Origin of the sequence: Bradyrhizobium sp. AZCC 1693 (assembly GCF_036924745.1) — a bacterium.
In the GTDB taxonomy this organism is placed as follows: Bacteria; Pseudomonadota; Alphaproteobacteria; order Rhizobiales; family Xanthobacteraceae; genus Bradyrhizobium.
This window is the reverse complement of the sequence record NZ_JAZHSD010000001.1, coordinates 3,625,965-3,642,339: the sequence shown is the minus strand read 5'-3', so window position 1 is coordinate 3,642,339 and position 16,375 is coordinate 3,625,965. Positions and strand designations below refer to the sequence as shown.

15 protein-coding genes are annotated in these 16,375 nt (G+C 65.0%); 10 read left to right on the top strand and 5 right to left on the bottom strand.

Features of this window, described 5'->3' with window-relative positions; genetic code table 11:
- Positions 1 to 9: 9 nt before the first annotated feature.
- From V1293_RS17295 to V1293_RS17285, 3 genes are read left to right on the top strand one after another with little or no spacing between them, the layout of a single operon-like run.
- On the top strand, positions 10 to 657 hold the full coding sequence (locus tag V1293_RS17295; RefSeq protein ID WP_334511093.1) for a flavin reductase family protein: 648 nt from the start codon (positions 10 to 12) through the stop codon (positions 655 to 657).
- A 23-nt stretch (positions 658 to 680) separates the two neighbouring features.
- Entirely contained in the window at positions 681 to 1,772 is a 1,092-nt protein-coding gene (locus V1293_RS17290) for an NAD/NADP-dependent octopine/nopaline dehydrogenase family protein (protein WP_334511092.1), read from the top strand.
- A complete protein-coding gene (locus tag V1293_RS17285; protein ID WP_334511091.1) occupies positions 1,769 to 2,746 on the top strand; it encodes a 3-hydroxybutyryl-CoA dehydrogenase in 978 nt (325 codons plus the stop codon). The genes V1293_RS17290 and V1293_RS17285 overlap by 4 nt, the downstream gene beginning before the upstream one ends.
- Positions 2,747 to 2,781: 35 nt before the next feature.
- Here V1293_RS17285 and V1293_RS17280 read toward each other — a convergent pair whose 3' ends face one another.
- Genes V1293_RS17280 through V1293_RS17265 form a run of 4 tightly spaced genes read right to left on the bottom strand, consistent with a single transcriptional unit; the run spans position 2,782 to position 7,488 of the window.
- A complete protein-coding gene (locus tag V1293_RS17280) occupies positions 2,782 to 3,495 on the bottom strand; it encodes an ABC transporter ATP-binding protein (protein ID WP_334511090.1) in 714 nt (237 codons plus the stop codon).
- On the bottom strand, positions 3,492 to 5,261 hold the full coding sequence (locus V1293_RS17275) for a branched-chain amino acid ABC transporter ATP-binding protein/permease (protein ID WP_334511089.1): 1,770 nt from the start codon (positions 5,259 to 5,261) through the stop codon (positions 3,492 to 3,494). Before V1293_RS17275 ends, V1293_RS17280 begins: the two co-directional genes overlap by 4 nt.
- On the bottom strand, positions 5,258 to 6,301 hold the full coding sequence (locus V1293_RS17270) for a branched-chain amino acid ABC transporter permease (protein WP_334511088.1): 1,044 nt from the start codon (positions 6,299 to 6,301) through the stop codon (positions 5,258 to 5,260). The genes V1293_RS17275 and V1293_RS17270 overlap by 4 nt, the downstream gene beginning before the upstream one ends.
- Before the next feature lie 38 nt (positions 6,302 to 6,339).
- Positions 6,340 to 7,488: an ABC transporter substrate-binding protein gene (locus V1293_RS17265; RefSeq protein WP_334511087.1), complete on the bottom strand. Its 1,149-nt coding sequence runs from the start codon at positions 7,486 to 7,488 to the stop codon at positions 6,340 to 6,342.
- Here V1293_RS17265 and V1293_RS17260 point away from each other — a divergent pair.
- From V1293_RS17260 to V1293_RS17230, 7 genes are all read left to right on the top strand, one after another.
- Positions 7,457 to 8,482: an alpha/beta fold hydrolase gene (locus tag V1293_RS17260; protein WP_334511086.1), complete on the top strand. Its 1,026-nt coding sequence runs from the start codon at positions 7,457 to 7,459 to the stop codon at positions 8,480 to 8,482. The genes V1293_RS17265 and V1293_RS17260 overlap by 32 nt on opposite strands.
- A gap of 416 nt (positions 8,483 to 8,898) precedes the next feature.
- Positions 8,899 to 9,696 carry an aspartate/glutamate racemase family protein gene (locus tag V1293_RS17255; RefSeq protein WP_334511085.1) on the top strand — a complete coding sequence of 266 codons (798 nt, stop codon included), beginning with the start codon at positions 8,899 to 8,901 and terminating at the stop codon, positions 9,694 to 9,696.
- A 9-nt stretch (positions 9,697 to 9,705) separates the two neighbouring features.
- Positions 9,706 to 10,134, top strand: coding sequence for an organic hydroperoxide resistance protein (locus V1293_RS17250; RefSeq protein ID WP_442894250.1), 429 nt, complete (start codon positions 9,706 to 9,708; stop codon positions 10,132 to 10,134).
- Between the two features lie 25 nt (positions 10,135 to 10,159).
- The gene (locus tag V1293_RS17245; protein WP_334511084.1) at positions 10,160 to 11,338 is read left to right on the top strand and encodes a thiolase family protein; all 1,179 of its coding nucleotides are present in this window, start codon (positions 10,160 to 10,162) and stop codon (positions 11,336 to 11,338) included.
- Entirely contained in the window at positions 11,335 to 12,576 is a 1,242-nt protein-coding gene (locus V1293_RS17240; protein WP_334511083.1) for an SDR family NAD(P)-dependent oxidoreductase, read from the top strand. The genes V1293_RS17245 and V1293_RS17240 overlap by 4 nt, the downstream gene beginning before the upstream one ends.
- 29 nt (positions 12,577 to 12,605) lie before the next feature.
- Positions 12,606 to 13,391 (top strand): cyclase family protein, encoded by a 786-nt coding sequence (locus tag V1293_RS17235; protein WP_334511082.1) that lies wholly within the window; start codon positions 12,606 to 12,608, stop codon positions 13,389 to 13,391.
- Between the two features lie 27 nt (positions 13,392 to 13,418).
- Complete coding sequence (locus V1293_RS17230) at positions 13,419 to 14,576, top strand: ABC transporter substrate-binding protein (RefSeq protein ID WP_334511081.1); 1,158 nt, start codon at positions 13,419 to 13,421, stop codon at positions 14,574 to 14,576.
- A gap of 17 nt (positions 14,577 to 14,593) precedes the next feature.
- On the opposite strand, the gene V1293_RS17225 is transcribed toward V1293_RS17230, so the two are convergent.
- Positions 14,594 to 16,216: an AMP-binding protein gene (locus tag V1293_RS17225; RefSeq protein ID WP_334511080.1), complete on the bottom strand. Its 1,623-nt coding sequence runs from the start codon at positions 16,214 to 16,216 to the stop codon at positions 14,594 to 14,596.
- Positions 16,217 to 16,375 lie beyond the last annotated feature (159 nt).

Genomic DNA, 16,375 nt, shown 5'->3' with positions numbered 1-16,375 from the left:
GAGGCCGGCATGATCTTCGACATGGAGACGCTGGAGGCGCAGAACCGCTACAAGATCCTGACGGCCACGGTGACGCCGCGGCCGATCGCCTGGATCACCACGGTCTCCGCGAGCGGCGTGATCAATGCAGCGCCCTTCAGCTTCTTCAACGTGATGGGGCATGAGCCGCCTACTGTCGCGATCGGGCTGCTGGCGGGCTCTGAGCGGTTCAAGGACACCGCGGCGAATATCCTCGACACCGGCGAATTCGTCGTGAACCTGGTCGCCGAGAGCAACGCCGAGGCCATGAACATCACCTGTATCGATGCGCCGCCCGAGATCGACGAACTGACGCTGGCCGGACTGACGCCGGCGGCCTCGCAGGCGGTGCGCCCGCCGCGCATTGCGGAATCGCCGGTGTCGTTCGAATGTCGGGTCCTCACCTCGCTGGTGACGGGACCACGCCAGACCGCCGTCATCGGCCGCGTGGTCCGCGCCCATGTCGATGACGCCGTGATTTTGGACAAGGAGCGCTGTCACATCGATACGCAGGCGCTGCGTCTGATCGCCCGCATGCACGGAAGCGGCTGGTATGCGCGCTCCACCGACTTGTTCCAGATCGATCGGCAGACCTGGGCGGCGTGGCAGGAAAAGAACGTCAAGGCGACACCTGCGTAGCGGGATCTGAAGCGGAGGACATCTTGAAGATTGCAGTATTGGGTGGAGGGAACGGTTCGTTCGCGGCTGCCGGCGACTTGGCCTTGGCCGGTCACGAAGTCCGGCTGTGGCGGCGAAATTTTGGAGATGTTGAGGCGCATCGCGCACAAGGAGGCACGATAACGGTCATCGATCGGTCGGGGCGACGTGATGCACGGCTGGCCATGATCACGTCTTCGATCGCGGAAGCGATCGAAGCGGCCGACCTTATCCTGTGTCCAGCACCGGCTTTCGCGCAAGCTGAAATCTCTGATCTGGCCGCGCCGCACTTGCGCGACGGACAGGTGGTGTTCCTGCCGCCCGGCACATTCGGCTCCTACATCTTCGCCCGCGCCGCGCGAGACGCAGGTAACCGCGCCGAGATCGCAACCGCAGAGACCGGCACATTGCCGTGGCTGGCGCGCAAGCAGGGTCCTTGTGCTGTCCGCATCTCCGGCAGGGGTGCGCGGTTGCCGACCGGCGTATTTCCATTGCGCCTTGCCCCGCACGCGCTGGGCGTGATCGAACGCGCGTTTCCAAACGCCATCGAACCATGCGGCGATGCGCTCTCGGGCGCGCTAATGAATGCCGGCCCGATCATCCATCCGCCGCTGATCACCATGAACGCCGGCCCGATCGAGCATTTCGAGAAGTGGGACATCCACAAGGAAGGAACCCAGCCGGCCATCCGCCGCGTGACGGACGCGCTCGATGCCGAACGCATCGCCATTCGCGAGGCGCTCGGTTACGGAGGACCGCATTTTCCGCTTGCCGACCATTATTCGAAGGATGGCGAACCCTGGATGTATGCGCGCGACGCCCATGACCAGCTCACGGATTCCGGCGACTGGTCCGAGCGCCTCATTCTCGTCGAGCACCGCTACATGCTGGAGGATCTGCGTCTCGGCCTGTCGTTCCTTGCTTCGGTGGCAGGCCTCGCAGGCGTGCAAACGCCGCTCGTGAAGGCATTCCTGGCGATCGGCTCCGCCATCACCGGGCAGGATTTCGCGGTGACGGGCCGAAGCTTGTCTTCGCTCGGTCTCGGCGATCTGGATCGCGCCGCACTGCAGACTCTTTTGACCGAGGGCTTCCGATGAAGCCGGTCATCGGATGCCTCGGCGCCGGCCGAATGGGCCGCGGGATCGCGGTGGTATTCGCGTTTGCCGGCCACCAGGTCGTCGTCGTCGACTTCAAGGAACGGGAAGCGGCGGCATTTGACGCGCTGGCGGCCGAAGCGCGAGCTGAGATCCGCTCGACGCTCGAAATCCTCTCGCGTATCGATCTGCTCCCGGCAGAACTTGTGCCCACGATTGCCGAGCGCATCACGATCGTCCCGCGGCAAGAGGCGGGCGCGGCGCTGCGGCGCTGTGACGTCATCTTCGAAGGAATGCCGGAAATCCTCAGCTTGAAGCAGGCAGCGCTGGCCGAAGCTTCGCGGCTGGCGGGCGAAGGCCCGATCATCGCCTCGACCACGTCGACGATACTGGTCGACGATCTCGCGGGATCGATCGAATATCCCGGCCGTTTCCTCAATGCGCACTGGCTTAATCCCGCCTATCTCGTGCCGCTGATCGAATTGTCTCCAGGGCGGCTCACCGCGCCGGAAGTTACGGCGCGGATGAAGGCGCTGCTCGAAGGCATCGGCAAGGTGCCGGTCGTTTGCGCGGCGCGCCCGGGCTTCATCGTTCCCAGAATCCAGGCGCTGGCGATGAACGAGGCCGCCCGCATGGTGGAGGAGGGCGTCGCTTCGGCGGAGGATATCGACAAGGCGGTCATTTATGGCTTTGGATTCCGCTTCGCGGTGCTGGGCCTGCTCGAGTTCATCGACTGGGGCGGCGGCGATATCCTGCATCATGCCAGCCGCTATCTGGTCGAGGCGTTGGGCGACAGCCGTTACGCCGCACCCGACATCATCGCGACGAATATGCGCGAAGGACGGATCGGTTTGAAGACCGGACAGGGATTCATGAACTACGAAGGTGTCGATCAGGCCGCCTATCGCGAGCAGCGGCTTGCGGCCTTTGCGTCGGCGCTGCGGGCCATGGGTCTCGCGCGTAAACCCGTCGCCTGACGCGCGTCTGGCGCCGCGTGTAGCGCGCCGCCGCTTCAATGACCGCCGAGATAGGCTGCGATCAGTTTCGGGTCGTGGATCAGTGTGTCCGCCGGACCGGACTGGATGATCTCGCCGGTTTCCAGCACGTAGCCGTAGTCCGCGGTCTCCAGCGCGGCGCGGGCGTTCTGCTCGACGAGCAGCACCGATACGCCGAGGCTTCGCAGCGAGGCGATCGTGCGGAAGATTTCGCGGACGATGAGCGGCGCAAGGCCGAGACTGGGTTCATCGAGGACGAGGAGCTTTGGCTTTGCCATCAGCGCGCGGCCGAGTGCCAGCATCTGCCGCTCGCCGCCCGACAGCGTGCCGGCGGCCTGCTTGCTGCGTTCCTTCAGCCGAGGAAAACGGTCGAACACGTCGTCGAAGCTCTTCCGCGTCGTCGAGCGGTCGCGCAGGCTGTAGGTGCCGAGCAACAGATTGTCGGCGACCGACATGTCGGCGAACAGCTCGCGCTTCTCGGGCACCAGGCAAAGGCCGCGCTCGACGCGGCCCTCGACATCGATCCGCGCAAGATCGGTGCCTTGGAACACCATCCGTCCCGTGGACTTCAGCAGACCGATGGCGGCCATCAGAAGGGTCGTCTTGCCGGCGCCGTTCGGGCCGATCACGGTCACGATCTGCCCTTGCTCGACAGCAAGCGAGACATTCCGCACCGCCTCCACCTTGCCGTAGGCGACCGACACATTCTCGATCGAGAGCATCTGTGTCACGCGACACCTCCGAGATAGGCTTCCTGGACGCGGGCATCGCTGCGGATCGCCGCCGGTTCGCCCTCGCAGAGCTTTGAGCCGAAATCGAGCACGACGATGCGGTCGACCAGCGACATCACGAACTCCATGTCGTGCTCGACCAGGAGGATGGTCAGGTGGTCGGCGCGCAGCGAACGCAGCAGTTCGGCGAGCTTGAGCTTTTCCTGACGACGCAGGCCGGCGGCCGGCTCGTCTAGCACGAGCAGCGTCGGATCGGCTGCGAGCGCGCGGGCGATCTCGAGCACGCGCTGATTGCCGAGCGGCAAATTGCCAGCGAGTTCGAACGGCTTGTCGCCAAGGCCTACCCGTTCGAGCTGCCGCAGCGCCTCGTAGCGGGCGCTGGCTTCTTCCGCCTGATTGAGGCGCAGGGCGCCGGCGAACAGGCCGGTCCGGGTGCGCGAATAGGTGCCGAGCAGCACGTTGTCGAGCAGCGTCATGCGTGGGCGCAGCTTGACGTGCTGGAAGGTACGGGAGATTCCGGAGCGGGCGATGTGGAATTGCTGATCGCGGGTGATCGAGCGGCCCGCGAACGCGATCTCGCCGCTGTTGGCGCGCAGCGCGCCGGTGAGCAGGTTGAACATCGTGGTCTTGCCGGCGCCGTTCGGCCCGATCAGCCCGAGAATTTCGCCGGACCTGACCTCGAAGCTGACATTGTTGACGGCGACGAGGCCGCCAAATCGCCGCTGCGCGCCGCTGACCTTGAGAAGAAGCGTACCGGGCGCCGGCTGCTCGCGGCGCGGCAATGGCGTCGCCGCTTGCGGACGGGACTGCTTCAGGTCCGGCAGAAAACCTGCGATGAACGGGACGATGCCCTGCCGGGCCCGTTGCAGGAACAGAATGAACAGCGCCGAGAACGCCACGATCTCGAGCTGGCCGGAGGCGCCCTTGGCGATCAGCGGCAGATAGTCCTGCACGCTGTTCTTCAACAGCGTGACGATGGCCGCACCCACCACGCCGCCCAAAATGCTGCCGGCGCCGCCGACCATCGCCATCATCAGATATTCGATGCCCATGGCTGCGTCGAACGGTCCGGGGCTGACGAAACGACCGAGATGGGCATAGAGCCATCCGGACAGCGCGCCAAGGAACGCGGCGATGACGAACGTCACCAGCTTGATCTGGAATGCGCTGATCCCCAGGCTTTCGACCAGCGTATTGCCGCCGCGGAGCGCGCGCATGGCGCGGCCGATGCGGGAGTCGAGCAGATTGTAGCAGACGAAAAGAACCGCCACGACGATCGCCCAGATCAGGAAATAGATCTGCCGGCTCTCGACCAAGGCGACCGGGCCGATCGAGATCGGCGGAATGCCCGAGATGCCGTTATGTTGACCGAGGCCATCGATGTTGCCGAACAGGAACGCGATCGCCAGTCCCCAGGCGACCGTGCTCAGCGACAGGAAGTGGCCGCCCAGGCGTAGCGTCACGAAGCCGAGGGTCGCTGCGATGCTGCAGGTAAGAACCACGGCCAGCACCAGTCCGAGCCAGGGCGAGTAGCCGTTCACCGCGGTGACCCAGGCGGTTGCGTAGGCTGCGACGCCGACGAAAGCTGCCTGGCCGAACGACACGATGCCGCCGACGCCGGTCAATAGCGCGAGCCCGATGGCCGCAAGCGCGTAGATGCCGATGTAGTTCAGCAAGGTGATGCTGAACGGATTGAGCACGAAGGGTGCCGCCACCAGGCAGGCGATCGCCGCGGCGATGATGAGACGGATCTGCTGCAGTGTCATTCCTCGACTTCCTCTTCGGAATGCTGCGAGGCGAGCGAGCGCCAGAGCAGGACGGGGATCAGCAGCGAGAAGACGATGACGTCCTTCAAGGTGCTGCTCTGGAACGAGGCGAAGCTCTCGATAATGCCGACGCCGAACGCGCCGAGCGCGGCGCCTGGATAGCTGGCCATGCCGCCGATGATGGCGCCGACAAAGGCTTTCAGGCCGAGCAGGAATCCGGAATCGTAGAAGATGGTGTTGACCGGCGCGATCAGGATGCCGGAGACGCCGGCCATCAGCGACCCCAGCAGGTAGGCGATGGTTCCGGCGCGTGCCGGGCGGATGCCCATCAGCCGGGCGCCGGTTCGGTTGAGTGCGGTCGCGCGCAGCGCCTTGCCGACCAGCGTGAAGTCGAAGAACAGAAACAGCAGGCCGCTGAACACCAGCGCCGCCGCCAGGATCAGCACGGTCTGGCCGGAAACGTGAACACCGGCGATCTCGATCGCCATCGACGTCAGCGGCTCGGTCCTGACGCCTTCGGGGCCGAAGAACAGCAGGCCAAGTCCGACCAGCGCGAAGTGAAGCGCGACCGAGACCGTCAGCAGCAGGAGAACCGAGGCGTCCGCGATCGGGCGGAACACGATCCGGTCCAGCAGCGGCGAGATCGGCATGATCAAGAGCAGCGCCAGCACGATCCGGACCGGCATCGGCGGATTGAAGCGCATCGTCAGCCAGACGATCCCGACGACGATCATGGGCAACACGAGATAGCCGAGGACGGCTTTCGGCACCGCGCGAAACTCGCCGGCGAGCGCCAGCGAGACGACTTCCATCGCGCAGGCCATGCACGCCAGCACGACAACCAGCCCGATCGTTCCGGGAAGCTGCTTGGCATCGAGCGCCGCCAGCGTCAGCGCTGTGAAGGCGGCGATGTCGCCGAACGGAATGAAGATCACCCGCGTTACGGTGAAGATCAGCACGGTCCCGATCGCCACCAGGGCGTAGACCGCCCCGGTGGCTATTCCGTCGATCGCAAGGATCGCTGCGATGTCTGCCGTCATGCCGTCGGCCGTCCTTCCCTGTTATCAGTCAGTATCGCTCAGGGCTGGTAGGTCCAGGCGCCGTTGAACAGGCGGACGATCACCAGCGCGCGCTCGTCCACGCCGTAGTAGGCGCCGGGCTTGAAGTTGTAGACCGCGTGCACGCCCGAGAGCTCCCTGGTGTTGAGGATCTCGTCGCGCAGAGCCTTGCGGAATTCGACGGTGCCGGGTTTCGCGGTCTTCAGTGCACGCTCGGCAGCAGAGGTGAAGATCCTCCAGCCGTCGAAGGAGTAGGCCGAGAACCCGTCCGTGGTCGGGACGTTGTTGGCCTTCAGGAAGGCGGCGCGGAATTCGAGCGCGAGCTTCTTGGCGAAATGGCTGTCGGGAAGCTGCTCGGCCACGATGACCGGGCCGGCGGAGACCTGGATGCCATCCGCAGCCTTGCCGCCGACGCGCACGAAATCGGGATTGACCAACGCGACGGTGCCGTAGGTCTTGCCCTTGAAGCCGCGCTCGCCAAGCGCAAGCAGCGGCAGCGCGCCTTGCGTGCCCGATCCGCCGATCAGCACGGCATCCGGGCGCACCGCAAGAACTTTAAGGATCTGGCCGGTGACCGACGTATCGACGCGCGCGTAACGCTCGTTGGTCAGCACCTTGATGCCGTCGTCGGCTTCGGCCGCCTTGGCGCCGCTGTAGACGAGGTCGCCCCAGGCGTCGGAAAAGCCGATATAGCCGATGTTCTTCATGGCATCGCGCTTCATGCGGTCGGCGACGACCTTGACCAGCAGCGAGGCGGGTTGCGGAACGGAGATGGCCCATTGATCGGCCGGATTTGGCTGGCCGGACAGAGGGGAGACGGCGATCATCGGCACCTTCAACTCTGTCGCGACCCCCATCATTGCGATGGTCGACGGGGTGGTCGCGGTGCCAATCAGAAGATCGACCTTCTCTTCTTCAATGAGCTTGCGCGCGTTGCGGGTCGCGGCGGAGGGGTCGGAGCCGTCGTCGAGCTGGATCAGCTTGATCTTCTCGCCGTTGACCTCGCTCTTGTATTCCATGGCGGCCTGGATGCCGCGGCCGTACGGGATGCCGATCGAGGCGCCGGGTCCACTGAGCGACGTCACGAATCCGATCGTGATGTCCGCCTGTGCGGTCGAGGCCGCGACGAGGCCGCCGATGAGTGCAGTCAAACTCAACATCTTGCGCATTGCATTCCCCTTGGTTGAAATCAGCCGCGACCTGAGCGAGATGTCAGCATGGATCGAGGTCGGACCAGCACGATCGATGCCGCAGTTGTCGTCGAAACCCGGCGCAGGCGTGATCCCCGCGTCCGCATGGAGTTATGAAATGGGCGTCACCAGAACCGGTTCCAACGTCGAGCGCCGCTTCGTCACGACGCCTCTTGGCCGCATCCACGTCGCCATGGCGGGAACCGGTTTTCCCGTTCTCCTGCTGCATCAGACGCCACGCTCGTGGGACGAATACCGCGATGTGCTGCCGCCGCTTGGCCGCGATTTCCGCGCGATCGCGATGGATACGCCTGGTTTCGGCGATTCCGATTCCCCTGCCGGCGATCCTTCGATTGAACTGTGGGCCGAGGGCGCGTTCGCGCTGCTCGATGCGCTGGAAGAACCGCGCGCCGCGATCGTCGGTCATCACACCGGCGCGGTGATCGCAGTCGAAATGGCCGCTTCGGCGCCTGCGCGCGTGAGCGTGCTGGTGCTGTCGGCCTGTCCCTTCGTCGATGCGGCGCGCCGCGCCAAACATCAGGGCATGCGCGTTATCGACGATGTGGAAGCACGTAGCGATGGCGCCCATCTCGCCGAGCTCTGGGCGCGCCGGCAGCCGTTCTATCCTGCTGATGATATCGATCTGCTGCAGCGCTTCATGATCGACGCGCTGCGTGCCGGCGAGATGGCGGCGGAGGGGCATCGGGTGGTGAACCGCTATCGGATGGAAGACCGTATCGGGCAGATCCACTGCCCCACGCTGATCATTGCTCCGACAGGCGATCCGCACGTTCATCCGGTGGCTCCGAAGGTCGCTGGAGCTATCGAGGGCAGCATCTTGCGCGAGCTCTCAGGAGGCATGGTGCCGCTTCCCGATCAGATGCCGGAGGCTTTCGCCGGCCTCGTCCGCGATTTCGTTGACGCCCAGACCGCCAAGATTCAGATGGCCAAAACTCAGACAGCCAAGATCTGAAACGGCGGGACCTGCCGCGGCGAATGCGAACCCGCCCATAGTACGCGTCGTCCCGAGGTTGATGATCTCAGCCACGATTGAAGTGCCTTTATCAACGCAACTATCAAGGCGACGTGCGTCTGCACGGCGCTCACTCCCTGTCAATTGTTTAAAGCCTAAAGTATCTCTCGGCCGCAGGTCAATACGCCAGATTCGCGCTCCGCGGAAAAAGTTTGCGGCGGCGCATGCGGCCGCGAGCGCTGAATTCGCTTGTGCAAAAGGGTAAGGCGCTATCTGCCTGTCCTTTCGGCAAACCGATCCTGTCGTGCGCAGCGCGCGCCGGCGCGCGGTTCAATTGACGCCAAAATTATTTTGTGATTGAAATATTTCGGTCGATGAGATGGCGTCACTCTACAACTGTGAAACAGGATAATGCTGTGCGCATCTTCTGGCAGAGCTTCGTCGACCAGGCTACCAGCGCGCCCTACATGGCGCGGCTTGCGGCCTATCTGAACGAGATCGCGGCGCCCGGCACCAGTGTCCATGTCGAGGGCATCACGCCTGCCGATCGCGACTTCGGCCGCCTGAGCGAATTTCGTTGCGCGATCCAGGCGGTCGACAACGGGCTCACGGCGCAGGAGAACGGCTTCGACGCCTACGTCATGGGCCACTTCCAGGATCCGGGATTGTACGAACTGCGCTCGGCGCTCACGATCCCGGTGGTCGGGACGGGTGAGGCCACGCTGCTCGCGGCCTCGCAGCTTGGGCGCCGCCTCGGTCTTGTCACGCTCGATGCCGCCTTCGAGGTCTGGCATTACGAGCAGGCCGATCGCTACGGGTTGTCCGGCCGCGTGGCGCATGTCACCGGGATGGGTTGCCGTCCGGAGGATTTCAGCGCCGCGTTCGCGGGCGACGCGGCGGCAAAGGCGCGCATGCTGGCCGACTTCGCGGCCTGCGCGCAGCCGCTCGTCGATCGCGGCGCCGACGTCATCATTCCGGCCGGCGTGTTGCCGGGCCTCCTCATTGCGAGCGAGCATGGCTTCAAGATCGGTCATGCGCCCGTGGTCAACTGTGCGGCAGTGGCGCTGAAGAGCGCCGAGATGTGGGTGCAGCTGCGGCACCTCAACGGCACCGAGCCGAGCCGGGGCCCGAGCTTCGCGCTGGCCAAGGACCGCGCTCGCCAGGATTTCCGTGCCACCGTGGCGCGCACGCAAGAGAAACCAAAGAGCTCTTGAGGACAAGACATGCTGCTGCCAGACAAAATTCTGTATGAAGCCGAAGTGACGGCGACCGGCGGGCGCGACGGCAAGGCCGCGAGCGAGGACGGCCTTCTGTCGGTGGCGCTGTCGTTGCCGAAATCACTGGGCGGGCCGGGCGGACCGGGAACCAATCCCGAGCAGCTTTTTGCCGCCGGTTATGCGGCGTGCTTCCTCGGCGCGGTAAAACTCGTCGCGCGCACCCGCAAGATCACACCGTCGGCTGAACCGACCGTCACCGCCAAGGTCGGCATGGGGCCGGTCGCGGTCGGCTACGCGCTCACCGTCGAGCTCAAGGTGCTGCTGCCCGGGCTGGAGAAATCCGTCGCCGAAGAAGTCGTTGCCGGCGCCCATGAGCGCTGCCCTTATTCCAACGCAACGCGCGGCAATATCGACGTCAAGTTGTCCGTGCTCTGAACCGCTCGCAGGAATCCGCAGTCCGATGCAGAGCTCCATCCGAACACCTTATGATCGGGTCGTGATGGCGGTTCCGGTGACGATTCCTTATGTGCGTTACTCGATCGAGAGCGCACAGTGGTGGATCGGCCGCGCGCTGAAGTCGCTGGTCGATGGCGCCGGGATCACGCCGCGCGATATCGACGGGTTCTGTGTTTCGAGTTTTACGGCGGGGCTCGATAGCGGGATCAGCCTCACCCAGCATTTCGGCCTGTGCGTGCGATGGATCGACACCATTCCGCTCGGGGGCGCGAGCGCGATTGCGGCGCTGCGCAAAGCCGCGCGGGCGGTGCAGGCGGGCGACGCCCGCATCGTGGCCTGCGTGGCGGGCGATACCAACCACGTCGACTCCTTCCGCTATACGCTCGAAAACTTTTCGCGATTCAACCAGGATGCCGTCTATCCCTATGGCGCCGGTGGCGCCAATGCGAGCTTTGCGCTGATCGCGCGCAATTACATGCGCACGTTTGGCGCGCGGCGTGAGGATTTCGGCAAGATCGCCGTCGCCCAGCGCAGCAACGCGTTGCGCAATCCCCATGCCCTGATGAAAGCGCCGCTGACCATCGAGCAGTACATGTCGGCCCGGCCGATCGCCGATCCGATCCATCTGTTCGACTGCGTGATGCCGTGCGCCGGCGCAGAGGCTTTCTTCGTGATGGGAGAGGAGACCGCGGCTTCGCTGAAGCTGCCCGCCGCCAAAATTCTGTCTACGATCGAGCGCCACAATGCGTTCGGCGACGACCCCGTTCAGGTGCGGGGCGGCTGGGCGATGGATATCGATGAGCTCTACGCGATGGCCGGCGTCAAGCCGGATGATCTCGACTTCGTCCAGACCTATGACGATTACCCTGTCATCTCGATGATGCAGTTCGAGGATCTCGGCTTCTGCCGGAAGGGCGAGGGGCCGGACTTCGTGCGGCAGCATGATCTCACGATCGACGGCAGCTTCCCGCACAACACCTCTGGCGGGCAGCTCTCGGTCGGGCAGGCCGGTGCGGGCGGCGCCTATCTCGGGGTAGTCGAGGCGATGCGCCAGGTGCTCGGGCAGGCCGGTCCGACGCAGGTTAGGGATGCGCGGATCGGGTTGGCGTCGGGCTTTGGAATGATCAACTATGATCGCGGCCTCGCCTCGGGCGCGGCGATCCTCGCAGGACCAGGCGCATGATCGAACCGATCGCAAAGCCGCGCCGGAAGAATCCGCTAAAGCGGACGCGGCTGCCGACGTCGCCGCCACGCGCGCGCAGCCGCGCCTCGCACGGTTTTACGCGGGCCGCCGCCGAAGGCCGTTTCATGCTGCAGCGCTGCGGCGGTTGCGGGACGTTCTGCTATCCGGCGCGCGATGCGTGCCCTGCGTGCCTTTCCGCCGATCTCGTCTTCACGGATGCGCCGCGGCGCGGAACGCTCTTGAGCGAAACCACGCTGCACGTCCCGGCCGACGTGCACTTCCGCGAGCGCGCGCCATGGCGCGTCGGGCTGGTCGCGATGGAATGCGGGCCGAAACTGGTGACGCACCTGCATGCCGATTGCGAAGAGGGCGGTCCGGTCGTGATGTCGTTTCAACTGGACAAGAGCGGGCAGGCCGTGGCCTTCGCGCACCCCGAACGTGAGACCCTCAACATGACGGACGACAGGCAGTGGCGTGAGATGACCGCCGATCCGAAATTCCGGCGCGTTCTGGTAACGAACGGGCGGAGCATCGTCGGTCAGGAAGTGGTGGCCGCACTGAAGGCGGCCGGCGCATCGATCGTGTTCGTCGGCGTCGCCGAACCATGGAAGCCGTTCCGCGGCGAGGATACGTTGCGGGCGCTGGAGGGCGTCGAGATCGTGCCGCTCGACATCGGCGACGAGAAGTCGGTCGCGGATCTCGCGGCCGATATCGGCGGCAAGGTCGATATCCTCGTCAACACCTCCGAACATGTCCGTGCCGGCGGGCTGCTCGATCGGCAAGGCACCAGCGTCGTGCGCGACGAGATCGACCAGAGCTATCTCGGTTTCGTGCATCTGGCGCAGGCGTTCGGGCCGGCGATCCGGATGCGGGGCTCCGATGGCGTCAACAGCGCCGCCGCCTGGGTCAATATCCTCTCGGTCTATGCGCTGGAGAATTGGCCGGTGTTCGGCGCGTATTCCGCGTCGCAGGCGGCCTGTCTCTCGCTGTCGCACTGCCTGCGCGCGGAGCTTCGGCCCGGCGGCGTCAAGGTGGTGAACGTGTTCACCGGCCCGCTCGATATCGAGTGGTTCCAGACCGTGCCGCCGCCGAAGGTCGCGCCGCGCGCAGTTGCGAGCGCGATCATATCGGCGCTCAAGCGCGGACTGGAAGATGTGTTCGTGGGCGATGTCGCCGAGGACATTCGCCAGCGCCTTGCGGCCAATCCCAAGGCGGTCGAGCGTGAGCTAGGGGCGTAGGCGGGTTTGCTAGAAACGGGAGAAGCGCAATGGACAGCCATGGTCTCATGCAATTTGCCGGCGCGGTCGCGTCCGGCGCGGTGCGCGTCGTCGATCTGACGTTTACGCTCAGCCCGGACTTCCCCGTCATCGTTCTGCCGCCGGAATTCGGCCAAGCCGCGCCCGTGCGCATCCAGCAGATTTCGCGCTATGACGCGAGCGGTCCTGCCTGGTACTGGAACAACCTGACCTTCGGCGAGCACACCGGCACGCATTTCGACGCGCCGATCCACTGGTTCACCGGCAAGGACCTGCCGAACAATTCGGTCGATACGCTGCCGGTGCGCGACATGATCGCGCCGGCCTGTGTGATCGATTGCTCGGCGCAAGCCGCAAAGGATGCGGATTTCTTTTTGACGATACCGGTCATTGAGGCCTGGGAAAAAAGCCACGGGCGGATCCCGGAACGGCATTGGGTATTGCTGCGCACCGACTGGTCGAAGAAAGGCTGGCGCGACTACGCCAATTTGAAGGACGACGGCGCGCACACGCCCGGGCCGGATGCCGCCGTGATGCGCTGGCTCGTCGAGGAGCGCGGCATCATCGGCCTCGGCACCGAGACGATCGGGACGGATGCCGGCCAGGCCGGTCATCTCGACCCGCCCTATCCGGCGCACCATTTCCTGCACGGTGGCGGACGTTACGGCCTGCAATGCCTGTGCAATCTCGATCAGCTTCCGCCGACCGGCGCGGTGATCGTGGCTGCGCCGCTCAAGATCCAGAACGGCTCCGGCAGTCCGCTGCGCGTGCTTGCGCTGGTACCCGGGCAGGGTTGAGCCTCTTCTTCCACATCGAGTGACATCATGAAAAACAAGAAGACTCTGTTGATCGGCGCCGCGCTCCTGCTCGGCGCGGTCGCGCCGATGCGCGCCGAAATCATCGTTGGTTTCGTCACCGGCCTGAGCGGGCCGGTGTCCTCGATCGGCGTGCCGAACGCCAAGGGATTGGCTGCGGGCCAGGCGTATGTCGGAGAAATCGATGGCGAGAAAGTCCGTGTCATCCAGCTCGACGACGGCTCGGATCCGGCCGCGTCGACGCGCAACGCGCGCAAGCTGGTCGAGCAGGAAAAGGTTGATTTCCTGATCGGCACGTCAGGCGCGCCGCAGACGCTGGCGATGGCTACGGCTGCGATCGAAATGAAGGTGCCGATGGTGGCGGTCTCGCCGATCGCGCCGGTGCCGGCCGGAGAGGGCGGGCCATGGGTGGTGCAAACGCCACAGCCGACGCCGCTGCTCGTTCAAGGCATCGTCGATCACATGAAGAGCCGGAACGTGAAGACGGTGGCTTTCGTCGGCTTCTCCGACGCCTTCGGTGACCTGATGTACAATTCGCTACTGCAGAGCGCCGAGAAGGCCGAGATCAAGGTGATCGCGAACGAACGCTATGCGCGCTCCGACAACTCGGTCACCGCGCAGGTGCTGCGTGCGGTTTCTTTGCGGCCCGATGCGATCATGCTGGGCGGCACCGGAACGCCCGGCGCGCTGCCCGTGATTGCGCTGGCCGAGCGCGGCTACAAGGGCCCGCTCTACGGCAATCACGGCATGATCAGCGCGGATTTTCTGCGGCTCGCCGGCAAATCGGCCGAGGGCATCATCTGCCCGACCGGGCCGGTGACGGCGGGCGAACAGCTTCCCGAGAGCAATCCGATCCGCAAGGTCGCTCTCGCATTCCGTGCGGCTTACGAGAAGGCCAATGGCGAGGCGCCGGCCGATGCGTTCTCGCCCTATGCCTTCGATGGCTGGCTGGTGTTCATGGATGCCGCCAAACGCGCAAAGGCATCAGGCGCGGCGCCCGGCACGCCTGCATTCCGCAACGCGCTACGCGAAGCGCTGTTCACGACCAAGGATGTCGTCGGCGCGCACGGCATCTACACTTACACGCCGGCCGACCGCCACGGCGTCGACGGCCGCGCGCGGATCCTGGTCCAGATCGAAAACGGGAAATACAAGCTGCTGCCATAACGGCAGCAGCCCGTTGCTCAGGCGTGGCGCAGCTTGGCCTTGAGCGCACGCATGTCGATCGCTTGGTTGGCGCGGACGGAGGCAGCCGCAAGCGTCTTGATCTCGCCCCGGGCAAGCTTGCGCGTTGAGGACAAGGGAAGTTCGTCGACGAGGGCGACGTAGCCGGGCACCTTGTGATAGGCGAGCCGTTCGGCGCAGGTCTTGACGATCGAGGCCGCGAGCGCATCGGTGTTGTCGATCTTCTCGTTCGGCACGATGAACGCAAAGACCTCCTCGCCGCGGATGTCGTCGGGAACGGGCGTCACCGCGCAGCCGCCGATGCGTGCGTCCATGTAAAGCGCGCTTTCGACCTCGAGCACGCCGATGTTTTCGCCACTGCGCCGCACGATGGTCTTCTTGCGATCGAAGAAATACATCAGCCCGTCTTCGTCGGCGAAGACGAGGTCTCCGGTGTGAAACCAGCCGTCCTGCCAGGCAGCTTCGGTAGCTTCCTCGTCCTTCAAATAGCCGCTGAAGAAACCGGCTCTGATATCATCGCCCTTGGCGCGGACCAGTAATTCGCCGGGTTTTCCAAGCGCGACGTCGGCGCCGTGATCGTCAACGAGGCGATACTCCATGCCATCAGATGGCCGGCCGACGCAGCGCGCGCCAAAGCCCGCCGGCTCGCATGCGGTGGTGGTGGCCGCCGCGCCGCCGGTTTCGGTCATGGCCCAGGCCTCGACAATCGGGATGCGGTAGCGCTCCTCAAAGGTTGCGCGGTGGCGGACATCGACGCCGGGCGCAAAGGCGAAACGCACGCGATGTTGCCGCTCGACCTTGGTCACGGGCAGTTGGAGCAGAATGGCGGGGATGACGCCGAGACAATGCACGACGGTTGCGCCGCTATCGGCCACGCACTGCCACCAGCGGTTGGCGTGAAAGCGGTCGAGCGGTACCACGGCGCCGCCGAGCACCATCATGCCGACGGTGCTGCAGCCGAGCGCGTTCATGTGAAACATCGGCAGCGGCGTCAGGTTGATCTCGCGGTCCCCTTGGAGCGCGGCCACGCCACCCTGCGCGAGATACCAGTCGGCGACCTGCAGAAAATAGCGGTTCGAGAGCATGCAGCCCTTGGGCTTGCCGGTGCTGCCAGAAGTGAACAGCAGCGCGCACTCGTCATTGTACTCGGCATCCTGCGCGACGACGTCCATCTGACACAGCGGAATCGGGCTGTCGGTGTCGATCAAGCGGGCGCGTCCGAGCGCCGCCCCCTTCGTCACCTGCATATGATCCGGCGTCGCCACCAGCAGATCGGCCTGCGACAGCTCAAGCTGGAAGGACAGTTCGTCGGGCCGGACGTCCGGGTTGATCGGAACGATCGAAACCCCGAGCGCATTAAGCGCGAGCCAGTGCAGGAAGAAGACCGGGCGATTTTCAAGCAACAACGCAACCCGCGCGCTGCGTCCATAACCGGCGGTGGCGTATTCGGCGCGAAGCCGATCGACCTCGGTCTTGAACGCGCCGTATTCGATCTTGAATCCTTCCGACGCGTAGGGCAGTCCTGCGCTTGCAGGCGCCAGCAGGAATGGCGCGTCCGGCCGCCTCGCGGCCGTGGCCGCGAAGGCATCGGATGGCGATCGATAGGGCGTGTCGAGGCTCATTGCGGACGTCGCTCCTGTTCGTGGGCTGCGGCTACCACCAAGGGCGGCCGGAACCCGCGCGCAGCCCTTGCCGCGGCGGCAGCTTTCGTGAATACTTTAAGCCTAAACTATCTCGTCGGCCAAGTGCGATCTATCGCAGACCAGCCCGGCGAAACCCCC